Source organism: Pseudarthrobacter oxydans (assembly GCF_034258515.1).
In the GTDB taxonomy this organism is placed as follows: domain Bacteria; phylum Actinomycetota; class Actinomycetes; order Actinomycetales; family Micrococcaceae; genus Arthrobacter.
Genome location: NZ_CP139438.1, coordinates 3,922,966 through 3,949,470 on the forward strand (window position 1 = coordinate 3,922,966; position 26,505 = coordinate 3,949,470).

The window sequence follows — 26,505 nt, forward strand, 5'->3', positions numbered from 1 at the left end:
GCCTCCGGTGAAATAAATCATTCGTTGGGTGCTGCTGATTCAAGCCGGGAGACGCTCAGCGCCGCCCGGGGTTTCATGAAGGCGTCCCACAGCGGCCCGGTTGAGATCCACCGCAGCGGATCCATCAGGGCCAGGCTGCGCGGGACGAATACCTTGCGCCGGCGCGCGGCGATCGCGCCAACGAGAAGGTCGGCGCAGGTGTCCGTGCTGGACACCACGCTAAACGGCCACGGAAGGGAGCGGCTCTCCCCGGCCCGGCTTCCCGCCCCGGAAATCATGCCGGTGCTCACCCATGCCGGATGCGCGACGCCCACGTCAACGCCCTTATGGGCCAGTTCCAGCCGCAGCGCCCCGCCGAAGGCCTCCACGCCCGCCTTGGAGGCGGCATACGCGTTGGCCCGCGGAACATTCTTCAACGCGGCGGCCGAACTCATGAGCAGGTAGTAGCCCCGGTTCGCGGTGATCTCCTCCAAGGTGGCCTTGACGGTCCTGATCACACCGCCAAGATTGACGTCGACGATCCGCAGCAGGTCCTCGGTGCTGGAAACGGCCACCGTGGAGGCACTGCCGATCCCGGCGCAGGCAAAGACGATGTCCAGCCGGCCGAAGTGCTCAACTGTCCGCCGGGCTGCGGCCTGCAGGGACATTTGGTCCGTCACATCCGCTGCCGTGGCCAGATGGCCCTCTCCCAGCGTGGAGACCAGCTGGTCCAGGGCTGGCTGGTCGCGGTCGACGAGGGATACGTGTGCTCCCGCGGCGGCCAGGCGCCGGGCCGTGGCCGCGGCGATACCGCCGGCACCGCCGGTAACCAGTACCACCTTGCCCCGCAGCCTGTCCGGCCCCCGCAATCGGTCCGTCCCGCTCCCGCCCGCCTCCGGAGGATTCAAGGATTGGAATCTCATCCCATGTACGACCCTCCGTTGACGTCAACCGTGACGCCCGTGACGAAGCCGTTTTCAACGGCGGCCAGGTACTGGACGGCCTGGGCAACGTCATCGGCGCTGCCCAGCCGGCCCACCGGGATGCGGCTGAGATAGTTCCGGTTGACTTCGTCGGAGACGCCGGCGGCCATGCCGGCGTCGATCCGCCCCGGGGCGATGGCGTTGACGGTGATACCGAACGGTGCCAGTTCCCGCGCGAAGGAACGGGTCAGGCCCAGCAGGCCCGTCTTGGTCGCGGCGTAGTGGACGCCGCCCAGCCTGCCGCCGTCGCGTCCTGCCAGGGAGGACATGTTGACGATCCTGCCGAATCCGGTGTTCTTCATGTGCGGTACCAGGGCCTGGATACCCAGGAACGGGCCCGTGAGGTTTACCGCCAGGACACTCGTCCACTCCTCCAAGGGGACTTCGTCACCCGGGATCTTTTGTCCGTCCCGTTTCGGGGAGATGCCGGCGTTGTTGACCAGCACCGCAGGGGTTTCCGGGCTGGCCTCCACCGTCTCTGCGATCCGCTGCCAGTCGCCGGGCTCAGTGACGTCACACTGCATTGCCTGCAGGGATCCGCCCTGCGGATCCAGGTCCGCCCGGAGGCCGGCCAGTGCGGAGTCTGATGCATCCACGGCGATCACCCGGTCCCCGCTGGCCAGGAATGACTCCACGATGCCGCGGCCGATGCCCCCGGCCGCGCCGGTGACGACGACTGTTCGGTGGTGCTGCTGGTTGTTACTCATGCTTTCTCCGTTCCTCGTTGAACGGGAGGCGGCCTTCTTCTCGGCAGTCTCCCCGTGGGGCCGTTAGCGCACTCCGGCCAGGGCTTCTTCCCTGGCTTGGTCCGTGGATCCGGCCAGATAGGGTTCAGGGTCAAAGGGCGCGTTGACTTGGCGGAAGGTATAGGCCGGTTCCGGCCATAGTGTGGTCAGCCGCCCGTTGCGGTGGTCAACGTACCAGCTGCTGCAGCCGCCGTCGAGCCACACAGTGCCCTGGGCCAACTGGTCCACACGGCCTATGAAGGCATCCTCCGCTTCCCTGCTCACCTCCAGCGCCGGCACAGCGGCCTGGTCGCGGAAGTTCACCGCGCCCATGATGTAGTCGATCTGGGCCTCGGCGATGTAGACGGCGGAGTTGTGGCCCAGCCCGGTGTTGGGCCCGTTGATGATCCACAGGTTCGGGAACCCATGCACGGCCGTGGTGGCGTAGGCCTGCATGCCGTTGGCCCAGCGTTCACTGAGCGGCTGGCCGTCGCGGCCGTAGATGCGGTAGGCAATGGGCAGGTCTGTCGCTTCAAAACCCGTGCAGGCGATGATGACATCCAGTTCGTGGCTGCCTCCGTCCCCGCCGATAACACGGTTGCCCTCCACACGCGTGACGCCGCCGGTTTCCAGGTGGACGTGCTCCTGCGTGAACGTCGGGTAGTAGTCGCTGGATTTCAGGACCCTCTTGCAGCCGAACGTGTAGTCCGGGGTTAGCTTCCGGCGCAGTTCCGGATCCTCAATCTGCCGGTGGAGATGGTCCAGGGCGACCTGCGCTGCAGCGGAGACCAGCGTCGGGGTGCCCCGGCGCTGGGCGTAGCGCTCCTCGTTGGACCAGAACATCTCCTCCCGCAGTTCCTGCATCACCTCGGGCATCTTGCGGAAAAGACCCTTTTCCTCCTCGGTGTAGGCCCGGTCCGGTCGCGGCGTCACGTACGGGGCCGAGCGCTGGAACACAACGACCTCCCCGGCGATCTTTGCCACCTCGGGCAAGACCTGGATGGCCGTGGCTCCCGAGCCGACGATGCCCACCCGCTTGCCCGCCAGGTCAATCCCGTCATTCCACTGCGCTGAGTGGAACACTTCGCCGGAGAAGTCGCTCAGTCCCTCGATATCGGGCATCTTCGGCTCGGACAAATGCCCGACGGCGGTCACCAGGGTTTTGGCTGCAAACTCACCCTTAGGGGTGCTGACTTTCCACAGCGCTTCCGCCTCATCCCAGCGGGCATCGGTCAGTTCGGCGCCGAACACGATCCGTTCAAGGAGGTTCTCTTCCCGGGCAACGCTGCGCAGGTAGCCGAGGATTTCCTCCTGGGGGGCGAACATCCGGGACCATTCAGGGTTGGGGCGGAAGGAAAACGAGTACAGCAGCGACGGCACATCGCAGGCCGCGCCGGGATAGTGGTTGTCGCGCCAGGTTCCGCCCACGTCTTCCGCCCGTTCGAGAATGATGAATGAGCGTTCGCCCTCGCGGGCCAGTTTTGCGCCCATGCCAAGGCCGCCAAAGCCTGTGCCGACGATGATGACGTCGACCGGCGAACCGGACGCCGGATAACCCATAGGGGTACTTTCCACTGTTCCTCCAATGTGTGTGTTGTTGCGTGCTGGTCCCGACGGGCTAGACAAAGAGTGCTTCCCGGATCCGGCCCGCAGGAGAAGCGGCGGGGTCCGTCACAAATTCGTTGATGAGCTGGAACAGCTGGGCCGGGCGCTCCTGCGGGACGGCGTGACCACTGTCGATGACCGCGTAGCGGGCGTTCGGAAGGCCTCCGAAAAGGAGCTGGGTCTGCCGGGCGGGCACCATCTGGTCGTGGGCGCCGGCAATGACCAGGGACGGAGCGGTGATCGCTGTAAGCCTGCCGGTCAGATCGGCGACGGCGTTGAGCCGCATCTGCCCGGCAATCCCCTCCGGGAAGGTCCGGGCATCAATCAGGGCCTGGATGTCAGCGTCGCCCCGGCCGGCAAGGAAAGGGTGTCCATAGGCTGTCCAGGTGACGAACTCGCGCAGGAGGTCCTGATCCGACTCGAAGAGCCGCTTCCAGATCCGGTTGCGAAGCCGCTGCTGGGCGTCGGCCCTGACCCAACCGGCCACCAGGGTCAGGCTTGACACGCTTTCGGGGCGGGAAGCGGCGAGGTCGGCCGCCACCAGTGCGCCCAGTGAGTAGCCGACCACATGGACCGGCTGAGCAGGAGCGCGGTGGTCGATGACGGCCGCAACCTGCCCTGACAATCCGTCGAGGGTCGGTTCCCCGGCAGGGCTCTGCAGGTCAACGGCCAGGACACGGTACCGGGCGGCAAGCATGGGAAAGAGGGTGCGGAAATGAGTCTTGGCGCTTCCGCCCGTTCCGTGGACCAGGACCACGGTGTCCCGGGAGTCTTCCGGTGCAAGCGTGTCATGGAAAGGAACCGAAAGGCCCCCGACGTGGACGGCACCCTCGTTTGCATCTGGATGAATCTTCAATTCCAATCCCTTCGAATTTGACTGGCCGGTGCTGATAACGATGAGGGGATCCGATCGGGTGCAGGCAACGCGCAGTCACGCGATATTGAAAGTGCACTCCGTGCGGATTACACTCTCATAAAAGCATAAGAGTGATACGAAGCACAATCGTTGGAAGGGAAACCATGAAGATTACCGGCGCGGTCCTGGAGACCGTCGGCTCCCCCCGTCCGTACGCCCGGTCCCGCCCGCTTTCCGTTGCGGAGCTTGACCTCGCCGGGCCGGGACCGCAGGAAGTCCTGATACGGATGGAGGCTGCGGGTATCTGCCACTCGGACCTCTCCGTGGTCAACGGCGACCGCCCCCGTCCGCTGCCCATGCTGCTCGGCCACGAGGCCGCCGGGACGGTCGTCGCTGTCGGCGCGGATGTCGATGACCTTGAACCGGGCCAGCGGGTGGTCACGGTTTTCCTGCCGCGCTGCGAGGAGTGCCCCAACTGCCGCACCGGGGGCAAGCTGCCGTGCAGCGTCGGTACAGAATCGAACGGGGCCGGAACGCTGCCAGGGGGGTCCACCCGACTGACGCGTGCCGGCCAGCCTGTCCGTCACCACCTCGGAGTCTCCGGGTTCGCGACCCATGCCGTGCTCAGCCGCCGCTCGGTTGTCCCGGTCGGAAGCGACGTGCCGCCGTCGGTCGCTGCACTTCTTGGGTGTGCGGTGCTGACTGGAGGCGGGGCCGTCATCAACGCGGGGAATCCCCAGGAGGGGCAGGACATCATGATCGTCGGCCTCGGAGGAGTCGGCATGGCTGCTCTGCTGACCGCCGTCGCAATCTCCTCAGCGTGGGCCGAACCCGCCCGGATCATCGGCGTCGATGCGAACCCGGACAAACTGATCACAGCGCGGGAACTGGGGGCAACAGAAACGTACTCGCCTGCCGAGGCCGCGGACCTGGGCATCCGGGCCCACATCGTCATCGAGGCGGCCGGCCACCCCCGCGCCTTCGAAACCGCGGTGCAGGCCACGGCGCCCGGCGGCACCACGGTGACTGCCGGACTGCCGGCTGCGGGAGTGCTGTCATCCATTGAACCGTTGGGGATCACAGCCGAGGCCCGCACCATCGTCGGTTCCTACCTGGGCTCCGCAGTACCCGCCCGCGACATCCCGGTCTACGCCCAGATGTGGCGCGAAGGAAGGCTGCCGGTCGAAAAACTGGCTTCGTCGGTGATCACCCTGGACAACATCAACGAGGCGATGGATGAACTCGCCGATGGAAATGCCATCCGCCAGATCGTGATGTTCAATTGAGAGTTATCGGCACCAGAACTGAACCCCGGCAGCTGCGAACGGCCGCCCGGTACCCCACCGCTGATAGGAACGTTAATAAAGGATGAAGACGATGACTTCGGAGGCCTCCGCAAGTGGTGCTCCCGTCGGGCTGCGCGAGAAGGCCCGGATCGAGCGTTACCAGAACATCCGCGCTGCAGCAGAACAGCTCTTCAACGAGCGGGGCTACGAGCACACCACCACCAAGGAGGTGGCCGAGCTTGCCGGGGTCGGGGAGGCCACCCTCTTCCGTTACGTCAGCAACAAGCACGAACTGCTGCTGCTGGTTATCGGCGAGCGCATGGATACGACGCTCCAGGCCATCGAAGACGCGGACAAGGAACTGGCCGCCAATACTTCCACCGCGCGGGACTATGTGGAGCGGATCTACGCCATCTTCCGTGCACGCGCCCGGTTCTACGCAACCGACCCGGAGAACGTCACGAGCTACCTGCACCACGGCTTCAAGGCCGGAAGCCAGCTCGGGGCCCAGAGCATCTCCCAGGGCGACAGGGTTATCGCCCTGATCGCCGCCATCCTCGACGACGCCAGGAAAGCCGGATATCTCAGCGCCGACGTCGACTCACTGATCGTTGCGCAGAACTGCAACGGAACCTATATCCACGAGATCCTTCGCACCCCGGCGCGCGGATTCCGCCCGGAGGATCTCTGGGAGAAACTCCGCGAGCGACTGCGCGTGCAGATCGAACCGCTTTTCCGGTTTTGAAAGATCCAGCGCCTGCCGGCAGGGCGTCCATCTGGGCCGAGAAGCAGGAGTCGCTTGACTGAGGTCGTCCAATCCGTTGTCCACCCCTAGAAAAGGCGTCCAGGGCTCGTGGTCCCGCAGGATGTGCTCCTAGCTTCCCTGTTACTGCGGGCTTTGTGGTCACAACCGCCGCCTACGCGATCCTGATGGCGGAAAGCGGCCTGGTCAGGCCCTCTGCAAATGCTGTTCGGTTACCGCGTTGACGTAACCGGCATCACTATCCTATTCTTGATGAAACGATTCAAGGGAAAGGGCTTTCCAAAGTCCGGCACCCTTCAAGGTCCACGTCGACCGTCCGGAACACAACAGCTCCGGTTCCTTGCCAAAGACGACGAAGGAATTCACCAGAATGAGCACCACCCCCGGGGAAACCCGTCCTATCCCGGAAGCCGGCGCTGGCCAGCGGGACCCGAAGAAAGCGGCGATGAGCGGCTGGATCGGAAGCGCACTCGAATACTACGACTTCGCACTGTACTCGCTGGCAGCGACGCTCATCTTCCCCGCCATCTTCTTCCCCACCGAAAACCCGACCGTGGGGATCATCGCCTCGCTGGCCACCTATGCGGTGGGCTACGTCTCCCGCCCGGTAGGCGCCGTCGTACTGGGAGCATACGGTGACCGGCACGGCCGCAAGCAGGTGCTCGTCTTCGCCATGCTGCTGATGGGCTTCGCCACCTTCGCCGTCGGACTATTGCCCACGTACGGACAGGTGGGCATCCTGGCGCCAATAATGCTGGTGATCCTCCGCCTCATCCAGGGCTTCGCCGTCGCAGGAGAACTGGGCGGCGCCAGCGCGATGATCGTGGAGCACTCCCCCGACGCCAGGCGCGGCTTCTTCGCAAGCTTCAGCCTGCAGGGCACCCAGGTGGGCTCCATCCTGGCCACCGCCGTCCTGCTTCCCCTTGCAGCCATCCTGCCCGCCGACCAGTTCCAGGCCTGGGGCTGGCGGATCCCGTTCCTGCTCAGCGCCTTTGTGATCCTGGCGGGCTACGTTATCCGCCGCCGGGTGCAGGAGCCGCCGGCGTACGTAGCCCAGACCGAAACGGGCAAGGCCAAGCAGCGGTTCCCCCTCGTTGACCTGGTCCGCGGCTACCCGTGGGTCCTGGTCCGCTGCATCCTGATGACCTTCACCAACGTGATCGGTATGGCTACGCTCATCTTCGGTGTCTCCTACGCCACGCAGAAGGGCTACGGCAACGGCTTTTCCAGCAGCGACTTCCTGTGGGTCACGCTCGTGGCCAACATCGCCGCCGTCGTCACCATTCCGCTGTTCGGCGCTCTCTCGGACAAGATCGGCCGGCGGATGCTGATGGTGGCCGGCGGCGTCGGCGGTGGCGTGCTGGCCGGCGGATACCTGTGGGCCATCGAGCAGGGAAGCCTGGCACTGGTCTTCGTCTGCATCGTGATCGTCCAGGGCATCTTCTTCCAGATGTGGAACGCCACCTTTGCCACGTTCTTCCAGGAGCAGTTCCCCATGCGGATCCGCGTCACAGGGTTCGCCGTGTCGCAGAACGTGGGCCTCATGATCGCATCGTTCTTCCCAAGCATCTTCACCGCCGTCGCTCCCCCGGGATCCGCCAACGTCCCCCTGGTCATCGGGCTGACCACGCTGGGTATCTGCGCCGTCGCAGCGCTCGCTACCCTCCTGTCCCCCGACACCAAGGGCAAGTCGCTCGGCGACCTCGAGACCCGCAAGGGCAAAATTGAGGCGCCAGAGCCCGCTCCTGCCCGTGAAAGCGTGGCGGCGGGGTAACGGATGCGGCCGCGGGACGGGCTACCGCAAGTGGCACCCAAGGCCAAGCGGTCGACGGCGGGACTCCCCGCCGTCGACCGCTTTCGTTAAGAACGTCCTCGACGTCTTCAGGAGGAAACACTGCGGCTTACAGGGAAATTTGCCCAGCAGTCCGTCACACTTAGGAAGGCTATGGATTCTGGGGGATGCCGTCGTTGACTGCCGCCGCCCGGTCACCTGGGGCCGCATCATCATTCTCCGGAAGGCATCAACCATGACCCAGCAACACCCCGACGCGAACTCGGCCCCGCAGGAAAATTACGGCCCGCCTGTGCCCCCTCCTTACAACGGCGCCCAAGCTCCAACCCCGCCGCCCTTCCCCGGCCCGCAGTACTCTGCACAACCGCCTATGCCGCAGCCGCCGCAGTACTCAGGCCAGCCGCCCATGCCCCAGCCGCCGCAGTACTCAAGCCAGCCGCCCATGCCCCAGCCGGGTTACGGTTACCCGCAGTCCAAGTCGAAGATCGCGGCAGGCCTGTTGGGCATATTCCTGGGTGGCCTGGGTATCCACCGCTTTTACCTTGGATATACAAAGATCGGCATCATCCAGCTCGTGCTCGCGATCGTCCTGAGTGTGCTGGGCTTGGGATTCCTCGCCTTGTGGGGCCTTATCGAGGGCATCATGATCCTCGCGGGCGCCGTCTACTTCCAGCGGGACGCCCACGGCGTTCCGCTCCGCAACTAGGCCGAAGGAGACTGCACTTTGACTGAGATCATTCACGACAAGTATGAACAGCTCGAGCAAATCAGGGCCGGGCTCCTGCAGGGAGAAATCGTCTACGCCGTTTACGACTGCATCGGGGTCGGTACCGGCTTCGTGGGCATCACCAACATGCGCGTAATCCTCCAGGACAAGAGCTTCGTCGGAAACAAACTTGCCGTCGTGTCCGTGCCCTACAAGAACATCCGCTCCGTCTCGATGCTGTCCAACAAGTCGATGATGGGCAGGTTCGCGTCAACCTCCAGCATCGGAATCGACACGGGTGGCAGCATCAAGGAAGCGGACTTCCGCGGCGATGACAAAGCCAAGCACGCACATGACTTGATTCTCTGGAACATGCTGAACACCAAATAGCAGTCAGCACGTAGAAGGGCGATCGGATGCTCCGGCCGCCCTTCTACGGCGAGGGAAGTGCCCGGATACCGGCGGCCCAGCCACCCATCGCGTTGTGGGGCAGGGCCGACCGGTTCCGGGGCCCTGACGGCGCCTCGACGTCCACTTTCATGCCGAGGCCGAGTCAAAGCCTTGTCGGCCTTGGCACAACGAACGTACTCTTATAGAGAACCATTAGTTCTCTAAACCGGGGCCCAATGGACCGCAAGCAGCGCCGCAATCCCGCAGTTTCCAACAGCCATTCGTGCGGCACTTCCGGGAATCCTGCCTGTGATGCTTCTGGGGCATTGGACCAACGGCCGCTCCGCCCCCCTCTGTCCCCAGGGAGTCCCGGATGACTGAAAAATTTACCGGGATGCTCGCCGACTTCGGCGCCGCGGACCTGGCGTTGGCTGGCGGAAAGGGAGCCAATCTCGGTGAGCTCGTGCGCCACGGCTTCCCTGTTCCAGCGGGCTTTGTGGTCACAACCGCCGCCTACGCCACCCTGCTGGCAGAAACCGGCCTGGGCGCCGAACTGGAAGGGTTGCTCGAAGCCGAAAACGCCGGAGCACGGATCCGCGCGCTGTTCGCCGAATCCCACGTGCCGGCGTGCGTCACCGCTGATATTGCGGCGGCTTACGCCGCGCTGGGCGGCGGTCCGGTGGCCGTGCGTTCCAGTGCCACCGCCGAAGACCTGCCAGGAGCCGCCTTTGCCGGGCAACAGGACACTTTCCTGAACGTTGTCGGCGAGCAGGCAGTGACCCGTGCCGTGGTGGAATGTTGGGCTTCGCTGTGGACGGACCGCGCCATCGCCTACCGGCAGCGCCAGGAGATCAACCCGCGGGAAGTGTCGATTGCCGTCGTCGTGCAGGACATGGTGCCGGCGGACACCGCGGGAGTCCTGTTCAGCGCGAACCCGGTAACCGGCGAGCGCGGTGAAATCGTGGTCGATGCCAGCCCCGGCCTGGGCGAGGCCGTGGTTTCCGGACGCGTCACGCCGGAACACTACGTGCTGGACCGTTCGGGCCGGACAAAATCGTTCATCCCGGGCGCCCATGAGGTTGTGATCCGGGCCCTTGCCGGCGGGGGCACCCGGGAGAGCGCCGGCACGGGCAGCCGGCAGGCTGCCCTCGGCACAGGGCAGTTGGCGGAACTGGCGCGGCTGGCAATAGTGCCCAGGATCATTTCGGCCGGCCGCAGGACATGGAATGGGCCATCACCGGCGGGCGCCTGTACGTGCTCCAGTCGCGGCCGATGACCGCCCTGCCGCCGCAGCCACTACACCTGAACCCGTTCCAGCGCCTGATGGGTCCGTTCTTCCTGGAGATGTTCCAGGAACGTCCGTATCCCCTGGACGTGTCCGGCTGGATGCAGCGCGGCATTCTGGCCATGCTGCACGGCATGGCCGGAAGCGTCGGCGTCGTCTTCCCGTCGGTGAACGACTTGCTGCCGGAGGAGGACGGCGTGGTGGTCCGGCTGGTTCCTCCGGTGCCGCACCCTACACTTCGCACGCTCGGCGCACCCGTTTCCGTGGTGCGCCGGGCCCGCCGGTTCAATCCAACCCGGTGGACCCGGGACAGCAGGTTCGCCACATTCCTGGAGAACCTCCGGCGGCTCAACGCCCAAGACCCCCGGACCTTGGCCTGGCGAGGGGTGATCGGGCTCGCGGAGGACGCCTTCGCCACGATGCGGGGGATCACCGAGCTGCGGATCTCGTACCTGCCGGGAGCTTTCCTTCCGCAGGCCAAGCTGCGCCTGATGCTCATGCTGCTGGGCAAGAGGCACCTTGGCCCGGCACTCATCGCCGGCGCGGAAACCCGCACCAGCCAGGCAAACCGTGCGCTGGAGGCCCTGGCCGACCAGGTCCGGTCGCATGGCACGCTCGCCCGGGCCTTCACGGAACTTGAACCGGGCGAACTGCTTTCCCGGCTGGAGCACGATCCTGAATTCAAGGAATTCCACACACAATTCCAGGCATTCCTGGCAGAATACGGCCACCGTGAAACCGTCAGCGTGCTCTTGTCCAGTTCACCAACCTGGTCCGATGCCCCCGAGGTGGTTCTAGGCCTGGTCACCTCCATGATGGGAGAGCGGCGGCCGGCCGCAGACCAAACCGGCCAGGCCCTTGCGGAACTGAAACGTCATCCCGCCCTGCGGATCGCGGCCCTGCGGCGGCACCTGCTGTCCGCCGTCGACGCCGCAAAAGCCGGGACCGCCTTCCGCGAAGACAGCCACTTCTACGCCACCATGGTGCTGCCGCCGCTCCGGCGCGCGCTGTCCGAACTGGGCCGGCGGTTGTGCGATGCCGGGGTGCTGGCTGATGCGGCCGATGTCCAGCACCTGCGCTTTGAAGAACTGGCGGGAATGGACGACGGCGGCGCGCTGCCTGCCGCCGAGAGGGAACGCTACCGCCGGCTGGTGCTGGCCAGGGCCGCGAAACGCCGGGAACTGGAAGGCATTCCGCTGCTGGACACGGCAACGCTGTTCGCTCACATGCGTCCGGCGCCCGGGACTCTGGCGTCCGGCATGCCCGCCAGCCGCGGCCAGGCCACCGGGACGGTGAGGATCATTCGCGGGCCGGACGAATTCGGACTGCTCCGCAGCGGCGAGGTCCTGGTCTGCCCCTACACCAACCCATCCTGGACTCCCCTGTTCCAGCGCGCGGCCGCCGTCGTGGTTGACGCCGGCGGGATCGCCTCCCATGCTGCCATCGTCGCCCGGGAATACGGGATCCCCGCCGTCATGGCCACCGGGTCGGGGACCCGTGACCTGCAGACCGGCCAGCTGGTCCTGGTGGACGGCACCCGCGGACAGGTCACGGCGGCTGTTGCGGAGCCGTCGTCGTGACCGCTGGAACGGGCCAGGACCATCGAAAGCTGCCGCGCCGGCGCGGCGCGGTCCTGAACAACGCGATCTTCGATGCCGTCCTGGCAGAGATCGCCGAATCCGGATACTCTGCGCTGACTATGGACCGGGTAGCCGAACGCGCGCGCGCAAGCAAAGCCTCGCTCTACCGGCGCTGGCCCGGCCGCGCCGCCCTGGTACTGGACGCCGCCTACGCCTCTATGCATGGCCCGGACACCGTCCCGGACACCGGCAGCCTGCGGCTGGATACCTTGACCGCCATGCGGCAGGCTGCCCGGCTGCTGGAAGGGACCGTTGGACAGGCCGTTCGCGGAGTGTTGGGTGAGGCCTTGCAGAACCCCGAAGTTGCCGCAGAAGTCCGTGAGTTCACGCATGGAAACGCCAGCAGGATGATGCATGAGATCCTTGCCAGCGCCGTAAGACGGGGCGAATGCGATCCGGACCTCGTGACTGGCTTCAGGCTCGAGGCCGGTCCCGCCCTGCTGCGGCAACGGTTCATCTTCGGCTCCGGCCCCATCGAGGATGACTTCCTGGTGGGGATTGTGGACGAAGTGGTGCTGCCGCTGTTCGGCCTCGACCCGGGGCACACCCGGCGGGCACCTGAAACTGTAACTGAAGGAGAGCTGCGCCCGTGAAACCTTCCACCATTGTTTTCGACGTCAATGAAACCCTCTCGGACATGTCCCCCCTGGCAGGCAGGTTCGAAGAGGTAGGTGCACCGGCGTCCCTGGCCAAGCTGTGGTTTGCCACGCTGCTGCGCGACGGCTTTGCCCTCACCGCAGCCGGCGGCAACGGGTCTTTCGCCGAGATCGGTGCAGAGGCCCTGCGCGGCCTGTTCGCCGGCATGGACCTTGACAGGGATCCTGACGCTGCGGTGGAGCATGTGATGGCAGGACTGGCAGGGCTTGGCCTGCACCAGGACGTCCCGGAAGGAGTGAAGGCACTCAAAGCTGCGGGGTTCCGGCTGGCCACCTTGTCCAACGGCGCTACCGGGGTTGCCGAGAAACTGTTCAACGACGCCGGGATCAGGGACAGCTTTGAACTGCTGCTCTCCGTAGAGGACGCGCCGGCTTGGAAACCGGCACGGGCAGCCTACGGGTACGCCGCATCCACGTGCGGCGCAGCGCCCGATGAGCTGCTGCTGGTGGCCGTTCATCCCTGGGACATCCACGGGGCCGCGAAGGCCGGCCTCGGAACCGCATGGATCAACCGGTCCGGCGTCCAGTACCCCAAGTATTTCCAGGCTCCGGACTATACCGTGCCGGCGCTGGACAAGTTGGCTGCTGCCCTGGCCTGAGATGGGCCCGGAACGCAACGGGCGCCGTTGGCATGTCAGGCAAACCCGGAACCCAGCACGTGAATGCAGTCAGCCGCGCCCCGAGCAGACTGGACAATCTTCCCGCAGGAGACCCTCGACCGGCTCTGCCCTTAGGGCGGCTGCCGCGGCACTCCTGCGGCACCCAGGGACCGTCCGCCGCAGGGACTGTCCGCCCGCCGACGGACGTTCTTCAGGCTCCTCGCGGAGTGATCCTGGCGCAGCACTGCCCCGGGCTGTTGTTGGCCGCAACCCGTTCTTCCGGCTCGCCGCTGCCGGCCGCCGCCCCGCTGAGAAAGGCCCCGTTCATGGCACAGACGACACCGGGGTGCCCCTCCGAGAGGCGGTGGAAGGGGCAGTTGGGCAGCGTGAACCCGCCGCTGCCGTCGGGATTGGGACGGTAGCCGAAAGCGACGAGGAAGTCCTCCAGGCCCTGGCTGTCCGCGGCCAGCGACTTCCCCTTGGCATAGGCGGTGGCGAGGAGAACGTCACGCACCGGCTGGTTGTTTGCCGCCGCCTCGTCGATGGCCGCTGCCATCAGCTCCCCGGCGAGGTCGTAGTTCCTGTCCGGCACGGAAACGCCCACTTCACGGGCAACGGCCCGGTACACCTTCGAGGGGCGCCCTGACCCCGGCCCGGACTTTCCGGCGGGCTTGTGGAACTCCACGGCAAGCAGTCCGTCGGCCACCAGTCTGTCCAGGTGGAATGACACGGTACTCCGGGGAAGGTCCGTGGCGTCAGCGGCCTCGTCCCGGCTCAGCGCGGCAGGAGCAGCGAGCACCAGCTCGTACAACTGCCGCCGCTTTTCGTCCCCGAGGGAGGACAGCGCCACCACCCGGCGTGCCCACGGAAGCCTGGTCATGCCCGCACCTCTTTCTAAAAAGATTCCTCTTGTTTAAATCTACGGCACTTTCTAAAATCAAGATATCTACTTTTAGAAGGAGTCCATCATGACAACAAAAGCAGCCCACACGCCGGCGCAGGCACAGGACCTAAGAGGGGGACACCAGGCCTTCCTTTTGCTCCGCACGGTCTTCACGGTTGCACCTATCGTTTTTGGGCTGGACAAGTTCACCAACCTGCTGGTCGACTGGACGATCTACCTCGCCCCGGTGGCCACGTCCATCGTGCCCCTGCCCGCCCAGACCATCATGTATGTGGTGGGCGTCGTCGAGGTGATAGCCGGCATTGCCGTGGCTGTGCGGCCGCGGTTCGGTTCACTGCTCGTGGCGGTCTGGCTTCTCGGCATCATCGTCAACCTCCTGGTTCTCGGCGGCTTTTACGACGTGGCCTTGAGGGACTTCGGGCTCCTGGTCGGCGCACTGGCCCTGAACCGACTCTCCCCGGGGACAGGCATCTTCCGGTGAGCTGAAATGGACTGGCAACGGCGCTGGGCCCACTGGTGCAGGCCCGGCGTCGAGCCCACCCTTTCGAATACGATCTTGTGATGGCCCGCCTCATCGCTCCGGACGTTACTTACCACTCCTCCTGGCTGGAAGGAGCCGTTGAGTTCGACGGCGCCCGGCGTGACGGCGGAGGCGCCGAGGACTGGCCCCTGGAGCAACTCAAAAATCCCCAAACTTTCGGCCGCTTCGTGGACGCGCTACTTAGAGACGCACTGCCGGAGACCCCGCGCAAGCCGGGGCATGTGCCCTGCACCTACCTGTGGATCGTTGAAGGCAGCACGTTCCTTGGCTCACTCGCCATCAGGCACGAGCTGACCGACTTCCTCCTCAACGAGGGCGGGCACATCGGCTACAGTGTCAGGCCCTCTGCACGGCGCCGCGGCCATGCAGCCAGGGCGCTGGCTGATGCCCTGCCGATCGCCCGGGAACTTGGAATCCAGCGGGTCCTCCTTACCTGCGATGAGGAAAACGCAGGCTCCCGGGCCACCATCGAAAAGAACGGCGGCGTTCACGAGGACACCCGCAACGGCAAACGCCGCTACTGGATCGACACGGCGTAACCGGTCCGCGGAGGACAGGGCTGCGGTTGGAAGTCGCGATGCGCGTTCATGCTCCAGGCGTTGGTCTGCGCTAATCCGAGGGCAGGGGGCTGGCCTGGATGATGATGTTGGTCCCCCACAGATCCTCGGTAAAGCAGGTGATCAGGACAAACCTGCCCGGGACCCTGTCCCAGATCGCGCTGTCCCTCAGGGTGTCCTTGTACTCCGTGGTGATCTCATCGACGGTGAAGACCAGCGGCCCTTGCGCCGTGGATACGGTCAGCCGATCGCCCGGCTGCGCGCGTGAACTGATCCCGTTGAAGGGGGAAGGACGCCCCTCCCAGCTGTGCCCGACGATGTACGTCGTGTTGGTGGAGCCTGGACCAGGTGTGCCGTACGGGGTCAGCCAGTAAGCGTCCGGAGTAGGGGGAGGAACAAGGGAGCCAAGGCTCGCCTCCTGCTCCGTAAGAGAGAGCGGCAGGACGGCTTGGTCCATCTCCACCGCGGGGTAATCGATGTGCACGGGCGGCGAGGCGGCAGCTTCCTGCAGTGGACGATGTTCCACCGAGGGGGACGGCGGCTCTGCGGCAGCCGACAGAGACGATTGCGGCAGGGCCTCTCGACTCAGGGTCTGCGCGGACCCGCCGCCCAGGATTGCCGCCGCTAAGCCTGCCGCCCCCACGAGGGAGAGGACGGCTTTCCGCCGCAAGCCCTTGGTCCTAACTACTCCGACGCCTTCCGAGCACCAGCCTGGCTGCAAAGACGATGGCCGCGGTCACGGCAAGGGCCGCCATGACTATTCCGAGTGCCTCCTGACCTCCAACTGGGAGGCCCGCGGCCGTATCAATGTTCGTGCCCTGGTTCCGTCCCCCCGCACCAGTACCGGCCAGCGGGACAGCTGCTGCAGGGGCGGAGGAACTGGCGCCGTTGGCACCTGGCCCATTGCCCGCTGCTCCACCTGCTCCACCTGCGGCTGTCGCCGTCGGGCTGTCGACGGTTGTTGCAGTCGGCGTCGCTGTGGCGGACCCTGATGCTGTCTCCGTAGCAGTTGGTGTGCTGGTTGCAGTCGCCGTCGCAGTCGCAGTCTCAGTCGGGGAGGCCGTCTCCGTGGGCGTTGCCGTGGCCGTCGGTGTGCCCGAAATGGGCGGTGTGGTTGCGGCTGGCGTGCAAGCCGGGTTGGTGATCACGTTTGTGTCCAGGGAGACCTGACCGTTACGGGCGAGAACCCGGCCCTCCACAACGGCGTTGGTCTCCGCTGTTATGGAGGTGAGGGCAAGAATGGAACCTTTGAAACTCGATGCGGTACCCAGGGTGGCCGAACTGCCTACCTGCCAAAACACATTGCAGGCCTGGGCGCCGTTGGTGAGGATGACGCTGCTGGCTGACGCGGTGATCAAAGTCGACGCCGCCTGGAACACGAAGACGGAGTTGGGGTTGCCCTGCCCGTCCAGGGTGAGCTGTCCGCTGAGGGCCAGCGAACTGGTGGACCTGTAGACACCTTCAGTCAACGTCATGCCCACAAGGTCCCCTGCAACGCTGGTGGTCAACGGCTGCCCTGCTGCGGCGTTATAGGCAGTGGTCAGGTCCGACTGCGCTTGCACCGCAACCGCATCTGCCGCGTGGATGGCCCCCGCCGTAATCCCTGGCGGAAAGCCTGTGATTGCAGTCCCGGGGCTGACGCCCAGGTCCCCCTGGAGGGTGGATGGGCCGGTGTTGGTCACGGCGGAGCCGGCGAGCACGGAGTAGGAGGTGGCAGTGCCCAAACCCACCGGCGTGGCAGCGAAGGCGGGTGACTGCTGCCAAACCAAGGCGACCGCCAGGATAACGGCTCCGGCTGCACCCCCTGCCATTGCTGTTTGCCGGCGCCGGGATGCCCCCGAGGTGTGTCGTTGTGACCCGCGTCGTTGCGCAGAGCAGTGTTGCATGGCAGTTCCTTCCCCCAGCGGGCAAACGCCCCAAAGCACTGCCTTACAAATTGTGAGGGAGCGATACCTGCGGACTCTACGCTTCAAACGGTGGTCCGCCTACGGTCTCCGCAAACTGCGGGAAGACCCCAGAGGAACCTGGGAACGGACGACGCGGTCCCTAGTCCCCATCGTGGCTGGTCAGGGCGGGCTCCCGCGCCAATCCCAGGCCCTTGAGGGCGCACCTGGAACCCAAAAGAATTATTCAATTCCCTGGATGTGTCGCGGTTGCAGAGCATTTCCGCCGAACGTTCCGTTCCTAACCCGCCGGCCGCAGCGACGTGATCATCCGCTTGATGTCCGCATACTCCGGCGTCCCCGCATACAGCTTCGCCTTCTCCAGGTACGGCAGCGACGGGTCGCCCGGCGTCAGGTTCAGCTCGGGGTTGTAGAACGCCCCGAACGTGGCGGCGTTGGGCGGCCAGTTGAAGAAGTGGAACATGTAGCAGGCCGAGTCACCTTCGGGAAGGGGCGCGGTGGTGATGCCGTAGGCCGCCGCCGGGGTATCCGGCGGGCCTGCTGCGATGTCGTTGCCGCGGGTTTCGAAGGTGTACCGCGGAACGGTGCCGTATTGCGCCAGCTGCGGCATCTCCTGCGATTCGAGGACCGAGTAGGGGTACTTTTCGGTGCACGTGGAGCCGGTGGCCATGTTGGTGCGCAGCGTCGCCAGCAGCCGCCCATCCTCGCTGGTCACCTCGGCGAATGCCCCGCCGCCCTCGGCCAGCTCCCCCGCCGGGTCCTTGATGTTCCATGTGGAGGGCAGGTCGAACGCCAGGTCGCCGGCCGCCGTGGTGTAGGTGGTCCAGGAAGCCGACGGCGAGGCAACAGAGGGGCCACCGGAGGCACTCGGCGAGGGTGCCGCCGTCGTCGTTTGCGTGCGGGTGGCGCTTGCCGTTGCGGTAACGCCCGACGACGTCCCCTGCGGTTGGCCGGCTTGCCCGCCGCACGCGGTGAGCAGCGAAAGCGAAAGAAGTAGTGCCGCGCCGGGCCACGCTGACCGTTTCATGACATCTACGTCCCCTTCAATGCACCCTGCGGTGCGGGCTGCTTCGGCGACCGGACCGCAACGATGGTGAACACGAAGGCGATGACTGCCGTGACCACCAGCAGCATGAGGCCGATGAAGTAGCTGTTGTCCGCTGCGTTGTAGGTGGCTCCCATGACCAGCGGCGGGAAGTAGCCGCCCATTCCACCGGCCGCGCTGACAATGCCGCTGATGCTGCCCACCTTCCCCTGTGGCGCGAGCCTGCCCACCCAGGCAAACACGCCACCGGCGCCCAGGCCGAGCGATGCCGCCATGGCCACGAAGGTGAGGCCTGCCGGGATCTCGCCGTCGGGCCGCAGGTTCACGATGAAAGCCAGGACCGCGATGCCCGCCAGCGACGTGAGGACCACTGGCTTGGACCCGATTTTGTCCGCGACCGCTCCCCCGATGGGCCGGAACAGGACCGCCGCCAGGGCGAAACCCGCAGTTCGGGTGCCTGCAGCAGTGGGATCGAACTGGTAGATATCCCGGAGGTACGTGGGCAGGTACGTGGCGAAGGAGACGAACCCGCCAAAGACGATGGCGTAGAGGAAACACAGCTTCCAGGTGACGGCGAGCCCGGCCGCGTCCTTGAGTTTCGGGATCACCGGCGCGGTGTTCCGCTTCCAGTCCGGGGACTCCTTCAGGTTGAACCAGATCACGGCCCCCATCACCACCAGCAGCCCGGCAATCAGCAGGTGCGTGGGCAGGTAGCCGATCCAGGTCACCAGACGCGGGGTCAGGAAGGCCGCCAGCGCGGTCCCGCCCATCCCGGCGCCGAAAACGCCCGTCGCGAAGCCGCGCCGTGAGGGTTCGTACCAGGCGGAAACGAAGGGGATTCCGACGGCGAACACGGTACCTGCAATGCCCAGCAAGAGGCCGGCGCCCAGCACCACGGCGTAGGAACCGAGGGTGCCGCCGAGGGCCACCAGCAGGACGGGCGGGACACTGCCAAGCAGGACAACCGTGAACATGACCCGGCCGCCGTAGCGGTCCGTGAGGGCGCCCATCACGATCCGGCCCAGCGCGCCCACAAAAATGGGCATGGCCACCAGCACCGCTGTGGAGGTTGGGTCCAGCCCCATCCCCTGGGTGTAGCGCGCGCCCAGCGGCGCCACGATGTTCCACGCCCAGAAGGCGGTGACCGAGGCGGCAGTGGCCAGGGCCAGGTTCCGTCCCTTGCCCGGGTGGGAGGTTTCAGTGGGCTGGGCGGCTGCGGCCATTGTCTTCTCCTCTCACCGGTTCCGGGTGTCCCGGTCCTGGGTCCCGACGGCGGACCAGCCGCGCCGGGCGCTGGGGGCGTTGGGATTCTGCGCGGCCTTGCCGCCCGCCCCGGTTCCGGCCCTCCGGCCCGGGCGTCCACCGGCCGCAGCACCTGCCTTCACCCGGTCCCGCGAGCGGTACACGATGTACGGGCGGAAGAGGTAGTGGAACGGTGCAGTGAAGGCGTGGACCAGCCGGGTGAACGGCCAGATGATGAACAGCGCCATCCCCACCAGCGTGTGCAGGTGGAAGGAGAACGGCGCGGCGGCCATGGCTGCGATGTCCGGCTGGAAGATGAACAGCGAACGGAACCACGGAGCCACGGTTTCACGGTAGTTGTGCGCGTGCTCGCCCTCGAACACGCTGACCAGCGTGGTCCACAGGCCGAACACGATGGCGGCAGTGAGGACCACGTACATGGTTTTATCGTTCTTGGTGGTGGCCATGAACACGGGCCCGGTGGTGCGGCGCCGGTAGATCAGCAGGACGATCCCGCCCAGGGTTCCCACGCCCGCGATCCCGCCCACGAACAGGGCGTTGAAGTGGTAGAAGTCCTGGCTCATCCCCACCGCCTCCGTCCAGGACATCGGGATAACCAGACCGAAGAAGTGCCCGGCGATCACGGCGAGCAGGCCGAAGTGGAACAGCGGCGAGGCGATCCGCAACAGCCTGGATTCGTAGAGCTGGGAGGACCGGGTGGTCCAGCCGAACTGGTCGTACTTGTACCGCCAGACCAGCCCGCCCGCCAGGACCACCACCATCACGTAGGGCAGGACACCCCACAGCACAGTGTCCAGGGCAGAGAGTTCGACGGCGGCTCCGGGCTGTGTTTCAAAAGGCAGCGTTTCAAAGTTCACCATGGTCAGGCCCCCTTCACGGGCAGCAGGCGCGGATCGTAGGGGTCAAGGCCAACCGCCTCGGTGGGTGGCCCGTAGCCCGCCATCCGCATCACGGCCTGTTCGTCGGCCGGCGACTTTCCGGGGAGCATGGCGCAGATGGCCGCCAGGATCCTGGCGTGCGGCAGCTTGTCCCGCAGCAAGCCGAACTTCAGCATCTCCAGGCTGGGCCGGTACCGGATCAGCAGCTCCCGCCCCGCGGAGAAGTCCACCAGCGCCGTGTATTCCAGCACCATGGGCAGGTAGTCCGGCAGCTCTCCCTGGGTGTCCACCAAAATGTCGCTTTGCCGGTAGGCCTTCTTGAAGCTGCCCAGCACTTCGCCGCGGCGCCGGGTGTCCCCGTCCGTCCAGTAGCTCAGGTGCAGGGCGTGGCGACGGCTGAGGTCGAACTCCCGCACGTAGTGTGCCTGGCTCTCCATCAGCGGCGTGGATTCCAGTGCGTCCAGCACCTCCTGGAAGGGTTCGACGGCGGCCGGGAACTCCGCGAGTGCGGCGCGCATGAGCGGGACCTTGGCCAGGAGGTCCTCGTCCGGGTAGGACAGGCACCACGCACCGGCCATGTACGCCACCTGGTCGCGGCGGCTCACGGCTGGTCCTCCGCCGCGGCCAACGTGCCCGGCTCCGGCCCCTTGTCCGGGAAAAGGCCCGGCGGTGCCCCCCGGCCGTCCCAGTTCAGCAGGTTCACCCTGCCCTTCAGGCTGGTTCCCGCTGATACCTCACCGCTGGTCTGCCGGTCGCGCAGGGCGTTGAACGTGTCCACCGCAACCGGCACCGGCCTGCCGCTCGCCTCACCGAACGGCGAGGAATCCTGCATGCCCGGGCCGCCGTCGAAATCCAGCGAGCAGCCCATCTCCTCCAGGTCGTGCGCCTGCTCCACGTGCGCCTTGGGGATGACGTACCGCTCGTCGTACTTGGCGATGGCCATCAGCCGGTACATCTCGTACATGGCCTGCCCGTCCATGCCCACGGCCTCGGCGATGGACTCGTCCGGATCGTTGCCCAGGCTGATGCCTCGCATGAACGCACGCATGGCCGCAAGCTTCTTCAGCACCGCGGTGACCCGGTCCGCGTCCCCGGCGGTGAAGAGCTCGGCGAGGTACTCCACCGGGATCCGCAGCGCATCAATGGCGCCGAACAGGTTGCCGTGGTCCTCGCCGTCGTGCCCCTGGTCCCGCAGCAGGTCCACCACCGGGGACAGCGGCGGCACGTACCAGACCATCGGCATGGTCCGGTACTCCGGGTGCAGCGGCAGCGCCACCTTGTAGACCTTGGCGAGGGCGTACACCGGCGAGCGCCGGGCGGCGTCGATCCAGTCCTCCGGGATGTCCTGCGCCCGGGCTTCGGCCTGGACGGCGGGATCGTTAGGGTCCAGCAGGACGTCCATCTGGGCGTCGTAGAGATCCTTCGGGTCGGTGACGGACGCCGCCGCGGTGACCGCATCGGCGTCGTACAAAAACAGCCCCAGGTACCGCAGCCGGCCCACGCAGGTCTCCGAGCACACCGTGGGGATCCCCACCTCCACCCGGGGGTAGCAGAAGGTGCACTTCTCGGCCTTGCCGGTCTTGTGGTTGAAGTAGATCTTCTTGTACGGGCAGCCGGTGACGCACTGCCGCCAGCCGCGGCACTTGTCCTGGTCCACCAGCACAATCCCGTCCTCCACCCGCTTGTAGATGGCGCCGGAGGGGCAGGAGGCCATGCAGGACGGGTTCAGGCAGTGCTCGCAGATCCGCGGCAGGTAGAACATGAACGTCTGCTCGTACGCGAACTTGATCTTGTCCTCGGACTCCCGCCGGACCTTCTCCACCAGCGGGTCCAGGTGCCCGTTCTCCGCGGAGCCGCCCAGGTTGTCGTCCCAGTTGGCGGACCAGGTGACCTTGGTGTCCTCCCCGGTGATCAGGGATTTGGGCCGGGCCACCGGAAAGTCGTCGCCCAGGGGCGCGTCCACCAGGGTTTTATAGTCGTAGGTCCAGGGCTCGTAGTAGTCCTTGAGCTCGGGCTGGACCGGGCTGGCAAAGATGCCGAACATTTTCTTCACCCGGCCGCCGGCCTTGAGCACCAGCCTGCCCCGCTTGTTCAGCGCCCAGCCGCCGCGCCACTTGTCCTGGTCCTCGTACCTTCGGGGATACCCCTGCCCGGGGCGGGTTTCCACGTTGTTGAACCAGACGTACTCGGTGCCTGCCCGGTTGGTCCAGGCCTGCTTGCAGGTCACCGAACACGTGTGGCAGCCGATGCACTTGTCCAGGTTCATCACCATGCCCATTTGAGCCATGACCCGCATCAGTACTGCACCTCCTGTGAGCGGCGGCGGACCGTGGCCACCATGTCGCGCTGGTTTCCGGTGGGGCCGAGGTAGTTGAACGCGTACGCCAGTTGCGCGTAGCCCCCGATCAGGTGCGAAGGTTTCACCAGCAGCCGGGTGACCGAATTGTGGATGCCGCCGCGCCGCCCGGTGGCCTCCGACTTCGGCACGTCGATGGTGCGCTCCTGGGCATGGTGCACGTACACCACACCGGCGGGCATCCGGTGGCTGACGATCGCCCGGGCCACCAGGACTCCGTTGATGTTCAGGCATTCCACCCAGTCGTTGTCCCTGACCTGGATGGAATCGGCGTCCGCCGGGCTCATCCACACCGTGGGCCCGCCGCGGGACAGCGAGAGCATCAGCAGGTTGTCCTGGTATTCGGAGTGGATGGACCACTTGGAGTGCGGCGTCAGGTACCGGACCACCACCTCCAGCTGCCCGTTCCGGCCGAGTTTGGGTTCGCCGAAGAGCCGGTGCATGTCCAGCGGCGGCCGGTAGATGGGAAGGGCTTCGCCGATGTCCGTGAGCCAGTCGTGGTCCAGGAAGAAGTGCATCCGGCCGGTGAGGGTGTGGAAGGGCTTGAGCCGTTCGATGTTGATGGTGAACGGGGCGTAGCGGCGTCCGCCGGTTTCCGAGCCGGACCATTCCGGCGAGGTGATCACGGGCACCGGGGCGGCCTGGGTCTGGGCGAAGGTGATGAACTTTTCCTCCGAGCCCTCGGCGAGGTCCGCCAGCTTCCTTCCGGTCCGGACTTCCAGGTCCTTGAAGCCCTGCACGGAAAGCATGCCGTTGGTGGTGCCGGAGAACGCCAGGATGGCCTCCGCCATTTTGGCATCGGTGTCCAGGGCCGGCCGGCCGTCCGCGGCGCCGCCGAGCATCACGCCGTTCGAGTGGCTGAGCCGGCTCAGCGGGCCGTCCAGTTTGTAGGTGACGTTCTTGACGGTGAAGCCCAGCTTGTCCGCCAGGGGCCCGACGGCGGCGAGCTTGTCCGCGATGGCCGTATAGTCCCGCTCCACCACGGAAAAGACGGGCATGTTCTGCCCGGGGACGGCGGGGATGTCCGGCTTCCGCCAGTCGCGGACCGTCCCGCCGGGCTGGGCCAGCTGGCCAGGGGTATCGTGCTGCAGCGGCACGCTCACCAGGTCGCGCCGGACGCCCAGATGGGTCCTGGCCAGCCGGGAGAACTCGCGGGCCAGCAGGTGGAAGGTGTCAAAGTCGGTCTTGGTTTCCCAGGGCGGGTCGATCGCCGGGGTGAACGCGTGGACGAACGGGTGCATGTCCGTGGAGGAGAGGTCGTGCTTTTCGTACCAGGTGGCGGCGGGAAACACGACGTCGGACAGCAGCGTGGTGGAGGTCATCCGGAAGTCGGCGGAGACCAGCAGGTCCAGCTTCCCTTCGGGCGCCTTCTCGTGCCATTTCACGTGCGTGGGTTTCAGCCCCTCCGCGTGGTCCTCGCCCAGGACGTTGTTGTGGGTGCCCAGCAGGTTCCGGAGGAAGTACTCGTTGCCCTTCGCCGAGGACCCGAAGAGGTTGGAGCGCCAGAGGACCAGGGTGCGCGGCCAGTTCTCCGGGGCATCCACGTCCTCGATGGCCGGGTTCAGGGTCCGGTTCTTCAGTGCGTCCGCGATGTAGCCGGGGGTGTCCTTCGCAGTGCCGGCGGCGACGGCGGCCTCCGCCTCGTCGGCGAGGTCCAGGGGATTGCGGTCGAACTGCGGGTAGAACGGCATCCAGCCAAGCCTTGCGGACTGGGCTATGGCGTCCGCGGTGTGCAGGCCGTCCAGGGCGCCGGTGGACAGCGGGGACTTCAGCGCGTCCGCGGAGTAGCCGTCCTGGCGCCACTGGTCCGTGTGCATGTACCAGTACCCGGTGCCGATCATGGTGCGCGGCGGCCGGGACCAGTCCAGGGCGTTGGCCAGCGACACCCAGCCGGTGATGGGGCGGGTCTTTTCCTGCCCCACGTAGTGCGCCCAGCCGCCCCCGTTCCGGCCCATGCAGCCGGTCAGCATCACGAGGGCCAGCACCGCCCGGTAGGTGGTGTCGCCGTGGAACCACTGGCAGATCCCGGCGCCCATGATGATCATCGACCGGCCCCTGGACTGCTCGGCGTTCCGGGCGAACTCGCGGGCCACCCGGATGCAGGCCTGCGCGGGGACGGACGTGATCTCCTCCTGCCAGGCCGGGGTGTACGGGGTGGCGGCGTCGTCATACCCCGCGGCCCACTCTCCGGGCAGCCCTTCGCGGCCCACGCCGTACTGGGCGAGCATCAGGTCGAACACCGTGGTGGCCAGCTGGCCCTCCACCTCGATCACGGGCACCCCGCGCCGGAGCACGCTGCCGGTGCCGTCCGCCTGCTCGAAGCACGGCAGCAGGATCTCGGCGCTTTCACCCGAGACCTCCCGCAGGGACAGTGCGGGGTCCATCCCTTCAAGGTCCAGGTTCCATCTGCCCTCTCCGCTGCCGGAGTAGCGGAATCCCATGGAGCCGTTGGGGACGGCCGGACGGCCGGCCTTCTTGTCGAACAGGACGGTGCGGAACGCCGCGTCCTCAGCCCCTGACTCCGCCGGGATGTCACGCGCGGTGAGGAATTTCGACGGCGTCAACGCGCCGTCGTCGCGCTTTTCCAGCCTGACCAGGAACGGCAGGTCCGTGTACTGCTTGACGTAGTCCGTGAAGAAGGGAACCTGCCGGTCCACGAAGAATTCCTTGAGCATCACGTGCCCCATGGCCATGGCCAGCGCGGCGTCGGTTCCAGCCTGGGCGGGGAGCCACTCGTCCGCGAACTTGGTGTTGTCCGCGTAGTCCGGGCTGACGGTGACCACCTTGGTGCCGCGGTACCGCACCTCGGCCATCCAGTGCGCGTCCGGGGTGCGGGTGACCGGAACGTTGGAGCCCCACATCATGAGGTAGCGGGCGTCCCACCAGTCGCCGGATTCGGGGACGTCGGTCTGGTCTCCGAACACCTGCGGGCTGGCCACGGGAAGGTCCGCGTACCAGTCGTAGAAGGAGGTCATCACCCCGCCGATGAGCTGGATGAAGCGGGTTCCCACCGCGTGCGAGACCATGGACATCGCGGGGATGGGCGAGAAGCCGGCGCAGCGGTCCGGGCCGTAGATCTTGATGGTGTTCACGTGCGCCGCGGCCGCGATTTCGATGGCTTCCTGCCAGGACACCCGGACCAGCCCGCCCTTGCCCCGGGCCTGCTGGTAGCGGCGGCGCTTCTCCGGGTCGGCGGCGATGTCGGCGAACGCCAGCACCGGGTCTCCCAGCCGGGCCTTGGCCTCGCGGTACATCTCCACCAGCACGCCGCGGGCGTAGGGGAAACGGACCCGGGTGGGCGAGTACGTGTACCAGGAAAAGGCAGCCCCGCGGGGGCAGCCCCGCGGTTCATATTCGGGACTGTCGGGGCCCACGGAAGGGTAGTCGGTCTGCTGCGATTCCCAGGTGATGATGCCGTCCTTGACGTACACCTTCCAGGAGCAGGAGCCGGTGCAGTTCACCCCGTGGGTGGAGCGGACCACCTTGTCGTGGCTCCACCGGTCGCGGTAGAAGATATCCCCCTTGCGGCCACCCTCCCGGAAAACTGCCCTGCCGTCGTCGGTCTGGTCCCACTTCGTAAAGAACCTGCCCAGCTTCAGCATTGCATCCGATGCCGGCCCGTCCACCCCCGCGACAAAACGCTCCTCAGCCATGCTGCCACCGTAGGTGCGGCGCGGCTGGTCCAGTAGGGTCTTTCGACTGGTTGCAGCTGCTTGGTGGCAGGACTAGGCTCTGGTCGCCTGCCGGGCGCCTGCGCCGGAGCGCTTCCCGCCCTAGGCTGGACTTCGGACA

At 66.3% G+C, this 26,505-nt stretch carries 24 protein-coding genes; 11 read left to right on the plus strand and 13 right to left on the minus strand.

Annotated elements, in window-relative coordinates; all coding sequences use genetic code 11:
* Positions 1 to 17: 17 nt before the first annotated feature.
* The 4 genes from SMD14_RS17865 to SMD14_RS17880 all read right to left on the minus strand — a co-directional run bounded on the left by SMD14_RS17865 (position 18) and on the right by SMD14_RS17880 (position 4,148).
* Positions 18 to 887, minus strand: coding sequence for an SDR family NAD(P)-dependent oxidoreductase (locus tag SMD14_RS17865; protein WP_321214534.1), 870 nt, complete (start codon positions 885 to 887; stop codon positions 18 to 20).
* Between the two features lie 11 nt (positions 888 to 898).
* Positions 899 to 1,669: an SDR family NAD(P)-dependent oxidoreductase gene (locus SMD14_RS17870; protein ID WP_321214535.1), complete on the minus strand. Its 771-nt coding sequence runs from the start codon at positions 1,667 to 1,669 to the stop codon at positions 899 to 901.
* Positions 1,670 to 1,732: 63 nt separating this feature from the next.
* Positions 1,733 to 3,262 (minus strand): NAD(P)/FAD-dependent oxidoreductase, encoded by a 1,530-nt coding sequence (locus SMD14_RS17875; protein ID WP_321214536.1) that lies wholly within the window; start codon positions 3,260 to 3,262, stop codon positions 1,733 to 1,735.
* Between the two features lie 43 nt (positions 3,263 to 3,305).
* Positions 3,306 to 4,148 (minus strand): alpha/beta fold hydrolase, encoded by an 843-nt coding sequence (locus SMD14_RS17880; RefSeq protein WP_321214537.1) that lies wholly within the window; start codon positions 4,146 to 4,148, stop codon positions 3,306 to 3,308.
* Positions 4,149 to 4,312: 164 nt separating this feature from the next.
* Here SMD14_RS17880 and SMD14_RS17885 point away from each other — a divergent pair, with 164 nt between their 5' ends.
* The 9 genes from SMD14_RS17885 to SMD14_RS17925 all read left to right on the plus strand — a co-directional run bounded on the left by SMD14_RS17885 (position 4,313) and on the right by SMD14_RS17925 (position 13,265).
* Positions 4,313 to 5,434, plus strand: coding sequence for an alcohol dehydrogenase catalytic domain-containing protein (locus SMD14_RS17885; protein ID WP_321214538.1), 1,122 nt, complete (start codon positions 4,313 to 4,315; stop codon positions 5,432 to 5,434).
* A 91-nt stretch (positions 5,435 to 5,525) separates the two neighbouring features.
* Positions 5,526 to 6,179 carry a TetR/AcrR family transcriptional regulator gene (locus SMD14_RS17890; protein WP_197432458.1) on the plus strand — a complete coding sequence of 218 codons (654 nt, stop codon included), beginning with the start codon at positions 5,526 to 5,528 and terminating at the stop codon, positions 6,177 to 6,179.
* Between the two features lie 388 nt (positions 6,180 to 6,567).
* Positions 6,568 to 7,971: an MFS transporter gene (locus SMD14_RS17895; RefSeq protein WP_321214539.1), complete on the plus strand. Its 1,404-nt coding sequence runs from the start codon at positions 6,568 to 6,570 to the stop codon at positions 7,969 to 7,971.
* 460 nt (positions 7,972 to 8,431) lie between these two features.
* Positions 8,432 to 8,695: an NINE protein gene (locus SMD14_RS17900; protein WP_321214540.1), complete on the plus strand. Its 264-nt coding sequence runs from the start codon at positions 8,432 to 8,434 to the stop codon at positions 8,693 to 8,695.
* An 18-nt stretch (positions 8,696 to 8,713) separates the two neighbouring features.
* The gene (locus SMD14_RS17905; RefSeq protein ID WP_104999181.1) at positions 8,714 to 9,085 is read left to right on the plus strand and encodes a PH domain-containing protein; all 372 of its coding nucleotides are present in this window, start codon (positions 8,714 to 8,716) and stop codon (positions 9,083 to 9,085) included.
* Positions 9,086 to 9,458: 373 nt separating this feature from the next.
* Positions 9,459 to 10,361 (plus strand): PEP/pyruvate-binding domain-containing protein, encoded by a 903-nt coding sequence (locus tag SMD14_RS17910; RefSeq protein WP_321214541.1) that lies wholly within the window; start codon positions 9,459 to 9,461, stop codon positions 10,359 to 10,361.
* Positions 10,307 to 11,950 carry a PEP-utilizing enzyme gene (locus tag SMD14_RS17915; RefSeq protein WP_321214542.1) on the plus strand — a complete coding sequence of 548 codons (1,644 nt, stop codon included), beginning with the start codon at positions 10,307 to 10,309 and terminating at the stop codon, positions 11,948 to 11,950. Before SMD14_RS17910 ends, SMD14_RS17915 begins: the two co-directional genes overlap by 55 nt.
* The gene (locus SMD14_RS17920; protein ID WP_321214543.1) at positions 11,947 to 12,603 is read left to right on the plus strand and encodes a TetR/AcrR family transcriptional regulator; all 657 of its coding nucleotides are present in this window, start codon (positions 11,947 to 11,949) and stop codon (positions 12,601 to 12,603) included. The genes SMD14_RS17915 and SMD14_RS17920 overlap by 4 nt, the downstream gene beginning before the upstream one ends.
* Positions 12,600 to 13,265, plus strand: coding sequence for a haloacid dehalogenase type II (locus SMD14_RS17925; protein ID WP_321214544.1), 666 nt, complete (start codon positions 12,600 to 12,602; stop codon positions 13,263 to 13,265). The genes SMD14_RS17920 and SMD14_RS17925 overlap by 4 nt, the downstream gene beginning before the upstream one ends.
* Positions 13,266 to 13,476: 211 nt before the next feature.
* Here the strand turns inward: SMD14_RS17925 and SMD14_RS17930 are convergent, their stop codons facing one another.
* Positions 13,477 to 14,145 (minus strand): helix-turn-helix domain-containing protein, encoded by a 669-nt coding sequence (locus SMD14_RS17930; RefSeq protein ID WP_321214545.1) that lies wholly within the window; start codon positions 14,143 to 14,145, stop codon positions 13,477 to 13,479.
* An 88-nt stretch (positions 14,146 to 14,233) separates the two neighbouring features.
* On the opposite strand from SMD14_RS17930, the gene SMD14_RS17935 reads away from it, so the two are divergent.
* Both SMD14_RS17935 and SMD14_RS17940 read left to right on the plus strand, forming a co-directional pair.
* Positions 14,234 to 14,650: a hypothetical protein gene (locus tag SMD14_RS17935; protein WP_321214546.1), complete on the plus strand. Its 417-nt coding sequence runs from the start codon at positions 14,234 to 14,236 to the stop codon at positions 14,648 to 14,650.
* Positions 14,651 to 14,730: 80 nt separating this feature from the next.
* Positions 14,731 to 15,249, plus strand: coding sequence for a GNAT family N-acetyltransferase (locus SMD14_RS17940; protein WP_321214547.1), 519 nt, complete (start codon positions 14,731 to 14,733; stop codon positions 15,247 to 15,249).
* 70 nt (positions 15,250 to 15,319) lie between these two features.
* Here SMD14_RS17940 and SMD14_RS17945 read toward each other — a convergent pair whose 3' ends face one another.
* The 8 genes from SMD14_RS17945 to SMD14_RS17980 all read right to left on the minus strand — a co-directional run bounded on the left by SMD14_RS17945 (position 15,320) and on the right by SMD14_RS17980 (position 26,366).
* Entirely contained in the window at positions 15,320 to 15,937 is a 618-nt protein-coding gene (locus SMD14_RS17945) for a class F sortase (protein WP_321214548.1), read from the minus strand.
* Positions 15,938 to 15,947: 10 nt separating this feature from the next.
* Positions 15,948 to 17,078, minus strand: coding sequence for an ice-binding family protein (locus SMD14_RS17950; protein WP_321214549.1), 1,131 nt, complete (start codon positions 17,076 to 17,078; stop codon positions 15,948 to 15,950).
* A 373-nt stretch (positions 17,079 to 17,451) separates the two neighbouring features.
* Complete coding sequence (locus tag SMD14_RS17955) at positions 17,452 to 18,198, minus strand: hypothetical protein (protein WP_157240765.1); 747 nt, start codon at positions 18,196 to 18,198, stop codon at positions 17,452 to 17,454.
* 5 nt (positions 18,199 to 18,203) lie between these two features.
* On the minus strand, positions 18,204 to 19,439 hold the full coding sequence (locus tag SMD14_RS17960; protein ID WP_157240763.1) for an MFS transporter: 1,236 nt from the start codon (positions 19,437 to 19,439) through the stop codon (positions 18,204 to 18,206).
* Positions 19,440 to 19,451: 12 nt separating this feature from the next.
* Positions 19,452 to 20,339: a respiratory nitrate reductase subunit gamma gene (gene narI / locus SMD14_RS17965; RefSeq protein ID WP_321214550.1), complete on the minus strand. Its 888-nt coding sequence runs from the start codon at positions 20,337 to 20,339 to the stop codon at positions 19,452 to 19,454.
* Positions 20,340 to 20,341: 2 nt separating this feature from the next.
* Complete coding sequence (gene narJ / locus SMD14_RS17970; RefSeq protein ID WP_321214551.1) at positions 20,342 to 20,962, minus strand: nitrate reductase molybdenum cofactor assembly chaperone; 621 nt, start codon at positions 20,960 to 20,962, stop codon at positions 20,342 to 20,344.
* Positions 20,959 to 22,653: a nitrate reductase subunit beta gene (narH, locus tag SMD14_RS17975; RefSeq protein WP_321214552.1), complete on the minus strand. Its 1,695-nt coding sequence runs from the start codon at positions 22,651 to 22,653 to the stop codon at positions 20,959 to 20,961. Before narH ends, narJ begins: the two co-directional genes overlap by 4 nt.
* Positions 22,653 to 26,366 carry a nitrate reductase subunit alpha gene (locus SMD14_RS17980; protein WP_321214553.1) on the minus strand — a complete coding sequence of 1,238 codons (3,714 nt, stop codon included), beginning with the start codon at positions 26,364 to 26,366 and terminating at the stop codon, positions 22,653 to 22,655. Before SMD14_RS17980 ends, narH begins: the two co-directional genes overlap by 1 nt.
* Between the last annotated feature and the right edge of the window lie 139 nt (positions 26,367 to 26,505).